The 5,293-nt window shown below is 48.1% G+C and carries 2 tRNA genes and 3 rRNA genes; all 5 read right to left on the minus strand.

The features are described 5' to 3' along the window. Nucleotides 1–2: 2 nt before the first annotated feature. Nucleotides 3–119: ribosomal RNA gene (gene rrf / locus Q2T76_RS07885) — 5S ribosomal RNA — on the minus strand. Nucleotides 120–188: 69 nt separating this feature from the next. Beyond that, nucleotides 189–3,105: ribosomal RNA gene (locus Q2T76_RS07890) — 23S ribosomal RNA — on the minus strand. 162 nt (nt 3,106–3,267) lie between these two features. Continuing rightward, a tRNA-Ala gene (locus Q2T76_RS07895) sits at nt 3,268–3,340 on the minus strand. A 32-nt stretch (nt 3,341–3,372) separates the two neighbouring features. After that, a tRNA-Ile gene (locus tag Q2T76_RS07900) sits at nt 3,373–3,447 on the minus strand. Nucleotides 3,448–3,577: 130 nt separating this feature from the next. Beyond that, nucleotides 3,578–5,152, minus strand: a 16S ribosomal RNA gene (locus Q2T76_RS07905). Together the 16S, 23S and 5S rRNA genes with 2 tRNA genes alongside form the textbook arrangement of a ribosomal RNA operon. Nucleotides 5,153–5,293 lie beyond the last annotated feature (141 nt).

Here is a 5,293-nt window from a genome sequence, read left to right on the forward strand (position 1 = left end):
AAGCGTGGCGACTTCCTATCCTCGCAGGCAGTTTCCCACCAACTACTATCGGCGTTAAGAAGCTTAACTTCTGTGTTCGACATGGGAACAGGTGTATCCTTCTTGCCATCATCACCACACTTATTTTTCTCGTACCTTCAAAACTAAATACTAACTCTTCTACTCACTTTTAACTCCTAATTACTGCCTCGGTTAAGCCCTCGACCTATTAGTACTGATCCGCTCCATACATCACTGCACTTCCACGCTCAGCCTATCTACCTCATCTTCTCTAAGGGGTCTTACTTCCTTAACGGAATGGGAAATCTCATCTTAGGGGGGGCTTCACACTTAGATGCTTTCAGCGTTTATCCCTTCCATACATAGCTACCCAGCGATGCCCTTGGCAGAACAACTGGTACACCAGAGGTATGTCCATTCCGGTCCTCTCGTACTAGGAACAGCTCCCTTCAAATTTCCTACGCCCGCGACGGATAGGGACCGAACTGTCTCACGACGTTCTGAACCCAGCTCGCGTACCGCTTTAATGGGCGAACAGCCCAACCCTTGGGACCGACTACAGCCCCAGGATGCGATGAGCCGACATCGAGGTGCCAAACCTCCCCGTCGATGTGAACTCTTGGGGGAGATAAGCCTGTTATCCCCAGGGTAGCTTTTATCCGTTGAGCGATGGCCCTTCCATGCGGAACCACCGGATCACTAAGTCCTACTTTCGTACCTGCTCGACTTGTTGGTCTCACAGTCAAGCTCCCTTATACCTTTACACTCTGCGAATGATTTCCAACCATTCTGAGGGAACCTTTGAGCGCCTCCGTTACTGTTTAGGAGGCGACCGCCCCAGTCAAACTGCCCACCTGACACTGTCTCCCACCGTGTTTGCCGGTGTGGGTTAGAGCCTTCATATAACAAGGGTAGTATCCCACCAATGCCTCCTTCGAAACTAGCGTTCCGAGCTCTACGGCTCCTACCTATCCTGTACATGTTACACAAAAACTCAATATCAAGCTACAGTAAAGCTCCATGGGGTCTTTCCGTCCTGTCGCGGGTAACCCGCATCTTCACGGGTATTATAATTTCACCGAGTCTCTCGTTGAGACAGTGCCCAAATCATTACGCCTTTCGTGCGGGTCGGAACTTACCCGACAAGGAATTTCGCTACCTTAGGACCGTTATAGTTACGGCCGCCGTTTACTGGGGCTTCAATTCTGGGCTTCGCCGAAGCTAACTCATCCTCTTAACCTTCCAGCACCGGGCAGGCGTCAGCCCCTATACTTCATCTTACGATTTTGCAGAGACCTGTGTTTTTGATAAACAGTTGTTTGGGCCTATTCACTGCGGCTGACCTTGCGATCAGCACCCCTTCTCCCGAAGTTACGGGGTCATTTTGCCGAGTTCCTTAACGAGAGTTCTCTCGCTCACCTTAGGATTCTCTCCTCGACTACCTGTGTCGGTTTGCGGTACGGGTAGTATATATCTATCTAGAAGCTTTTCTTGGCAGTGTGAGTTACTGTGCTTCGCTACTTTAATTTCGCTCCTCATCACAACTTGTCCTTATAGTTACAAGCATTTAACTCATATCAAGACTTGTTGCTTGAACATGCTTTTCCAGCCGCATGCACACATCATCCTCCTGCGTCCCTCCATCGGTCAAACAATATATACTAGTACAGGAATATCAACCTGTTATCCATCGATTACGCCTCTCGGCCTCATCTTAGGTCCCGACTAACCCTGGGTGGACGAGCCTTCCCCAGGAAACCTTAGTCATTCGGTGGACCAGATTCTCACTGGTCTTTCGCTACTCATACCGGCATTCTCACTTCTATGAAGTCCACTGCTCCTCACGGTACAGCTTCTTCCCTCATACAACGCTCTCCTACCACGTATCTTACGATACATCCACAGTTTCGGTACTATACTTAGCCCCGGTACATTTTCGGCGCAGGGTCACTCGACTAGTGAGCTGTTACGCACTCTTTAAATGAATTGCTGCTTCTAAGCCAACATCCTAGTTGTCTAAGCAACCCCACATCCTTTTCCACTTAGTATAGATTTTGGGACCTTAACTGGTGATCTGGGCTGTTTCCCTTTCGACTACGGATCTTATCACTCATAGTCTGACTCCCGAGTATAAATCAATGGCATTCGGAGTTTATCTGAATTCAGTAATCCTTGACGGACCCCTAGTCCAAACAGTGCTCTACCTCCATGATCCTTACCTCGAGGCTAGCCCTAAAGCTATTTCGGAGAGAACCAGCTATCTCCAAGTTCGTTTGGAATTTCACCGCTACCCACACCTCATCCCCGCATTTTTCAACATACGTGGGTTCGGTCCTCCAGTGAGTGTTACCTCACCTTCAACCTGGACATGGGTAGGTCACTTGGTTTCGGGTCTACGTCTACATACTTAGTCGCCCATTTCAGACTCGCTTTCGCTACGGCTCCGTATCTTCTACTTAACCTCGCATGTAAACGTAACTCGCCGGTTCATTCTACAAAAGGCACGCCATCACTCATTAACGAGCTCTGACTATTTGTAGGCACATGGTTTCAGGATCTATTTCACTCCCCTCCCGGGGTGCTTTTCACCTTTCCCTCACGGTACTGGTTCACTATCGGTCACTAGGGAGTATTTAGCCTTGGGAGATGGTCCTCCCGGATTCCGACGGAATTTCGCGTGTTCCGCCGTACTCAGGATACTGATTGGAGTGGCTTTGTTTTAATCTACAGGACTGTCACCTTCTTTTGTTGATCTTCCCAAATAATTAGACTATCTCTGCCTTTTGTTCTCACTACATCAGTCCTACAACCCCAACAAGCAAGCTCGTTGGTTTGGGCTCTTCCCGTTTCGCTCGCCGCTACTCAGGGAATCGATTTTTCTTTCTCTTCCTGCAACTACTTAGATGTTTCAGTTCATTGCGTCTTCCTCTTTCAAGCTATGTATTCACTTAAAAGTAATTGTCGATTAAAACAATTGGGTTCCCCCATTCGGAAATCTCCGGATCATAGCTTACGTACAGCTCCCCGAAGCATATCGGTGTTAGTTCCGTCCTTCATCGGCTCCTAGTGCCTAGGCATCCACCATGCGCCCTTTATAACTTAACCTATTCGATTAATTATAAATGGTTCATAATAAATCATTCTTAAAAATTGTGTCTAGAGTCCTCTAGACGCGCAGTTTTCGGTGTTTCTTTTGAATATTTTCGTTAGTATTCAGTTTTCAAGGTACGAGTCGATATCTTTTTAAATAAATTAAATCGATATCTATGGAGGATAACGGGATCGAACCGATGACCTCCTGCGTGCAAGGCAGGCGCTCTCCCAGCTGAGCTAATCCCCCATGGGTCTTTTTTCTGAGAATTCTATTTTCCATGGGCCTAAATGGACTTGAACCATCGACCTCACGCTTATCAGGCGTGCGCTCTAAACCAGCTGAGCTATAGGCCCGATAAGTCTGGTAGACCTCTCAAAACTAAACAAAGTTTTAACTTGTGCAGATTCCGTTTATACCTATCGGTATTTATCCTTAGAAAGGAGGTGATNNNTTCCGTTTATACCTATCGGTATTTATCCTTAGAAAGGAGGTGATCCAGCCGCAGGTTCTCCTACGGCTACCTTGTTACGACTTCACCCTAATCATCTGTCCCACCTTAGACGGCTAGCTCCTAAAAGGTTACCCCACCGGCTTTGGGTGTTACAAACTCTCATGGTGTGACGGGCGGTGTGTACAAGGCCCGGGAACGTATTCACCGCGGCATTCTGATCCGCGATTACTAGCGATTCCAGCTTCATGTAGTCGAGTTGCAGACTACAATCCGAACTGAGATCGGTTTTAAGAGATTTGCTTGTCCTCGCGAACTCGCTGCTCGTTGTACCGACCATTGTAGCACGTGTGTAGCCCAGGTCATAAGGGGCATGATGATTTGACGTCGTCCCCACCTTCCTCCGGTTTGTCACCGGCAGTCTCGCCAGAGTGCCCAACTTAATGCTGGCAACTGACAATAAGGGTTGCGCTCGTTGCGGGACTTAACCCAACATCTCACGACACGAGCTGACGACAACCATGCACCACCTGTCATCCTGTCTCCGAAGAGAAAGATCTATCTCTAGATTTTTCAGGAGATGTCAAGACCTGGTAAGGTTCTTCGCGTTGCTTCGAATTAAACCACATGCTCCACCGCTTGTGCGGGCCCCCGTCAATTCCTTTGAGTTTCAACCTTGCGGTCGTACTCCCCAGGCGGAGTGCTTAATGCGTTAGCTCCAGCACTTAGGGGCGGAAACCCCCAAACACTTAGCACTCATCGTTTACGGTATGGACTACCAGGGTATCTAATCCTGTTTGCTACCCATACTTTCGAGCCTCAGCGTCAGTAACAGACCAGAGAGCCGCCTTCGCCACTGGTGTTCTTCCATATATCTACGCATTCCACCGCTACACATGGAGTTCCACTCTCCTCTTCTGCACTCAAGTTAACCAGTTTCCGATGCACTTCCTCGGTTGAGCCGAGGGCTTTCACATCAGACTTAATTAACCGCCTGCACTCGCTTTACGCCCAATAAATCCGGATAACGCTTGCCACCTACGTATTACCGCGGCTGCTGGCACGTAGTTAGCCGTGGCTTTCTGGTTGGATACCGTCACTACCTAATCAGTTACTATTAGATACGTTCTTCTCCAACAACAGAGTTTTACGATCCGAAAACCTTCTTCACTCACGCGGCGTTGCTCCATCAGACTTTCGTCCATTGTGGAAGATTCCCTACTGCTGCCTCCCGTAGGAGTCTGGGCCGTGTCTCAGTCCCAGTGTGGCCGATCAACCTCTCAGTTCGGCTACGCATCATCGTCTTGGTGAGCCGTTACCTCACCAACTAACTAATGCGCCGCAGGTCCATCCTAAAGTGATAGCCGAAACCATCTTTTAAACATTCATCATGCGATAAATGTTGTTATGCGGTATTAGCACCTGTTTCCAGATGTTATCCCCCGCTTTAGGGTAGGTTACCTACGTGTTACTCACCCGTCCGCCGCTCGATAAAATGTTTAGTCCCTCAGGTGCAAGCACCTTCAGTCATAAACGATATCTCGCTCGACTTGCATGTATTAGGCACGCCGCCAGCGTTCATCCTGAGCCAGGATCAAACTCTCATATTAAGTTTGTGACTCGTTTTTTTATTACTAGCGAATTGACTTCGCAATTGTTTTACTTCTACTTTCATAGAAGCCCTACACAATTAGCGTTAAAACTTTGTTCAGTTTTCAAAGGTCTACCTTGTCGCTTGTTTGAAACAACTT

Source organism: Lactobacillus sp. YT155, assembly GCF_030504545.1.
Classification (GTDB): domain Bacteria; phylum Bacillota; class Bacilli; order Lactobacillales; family Lactobacillaceae; genus BQUT01.